The organism is Bradyrhizobium sp. Kon37 (genome assembly GCF_055807535.1).
Genome location: NZ_JBVVOY010000359.1, coordinates 1 through 232, shown reverse-complemented (window position 1 = coordinate 232; position 232 = coordinate 1). Strand labels below are relative to the sequence as shown.

Below are 232 nucleotides of genomic sequence, written 5' to 3'. Positions count from 1 at the left end.
GCCCGCTTGTTCCTGAAGTGCCAGTAAAGCGGGCGCTGCTCGACGCACTGGCCGAAGCCATGCTGGCGGAGAATCATACGCATTCGGTGCCGAGAGCCGACGACGACTGGCGCTCATGTCTGATCGGGAATGCCCGCAGCTTCAGGCAGGCGCTGCTCGCCTACCCCGATGGCGCGCGCATCCATCCCGGCACGCGACCGGGCGCACCGCAGATGGAAACGGCCGACGCCCA

General features: G+C 67.2%; 1 protein-coding gene. It reads left to right on the top strand.

The window, feature by feature from the left end; genetic code table 11:
- On the top strand, nt 1–232 hold a 232-nt coding region (locus AC0L3J_RS38475; RefSeq protein WP_473350633.1), incomplete at both ends, for a TetR/AcrR family transcriptional regulator C-terminal domain-containing protein.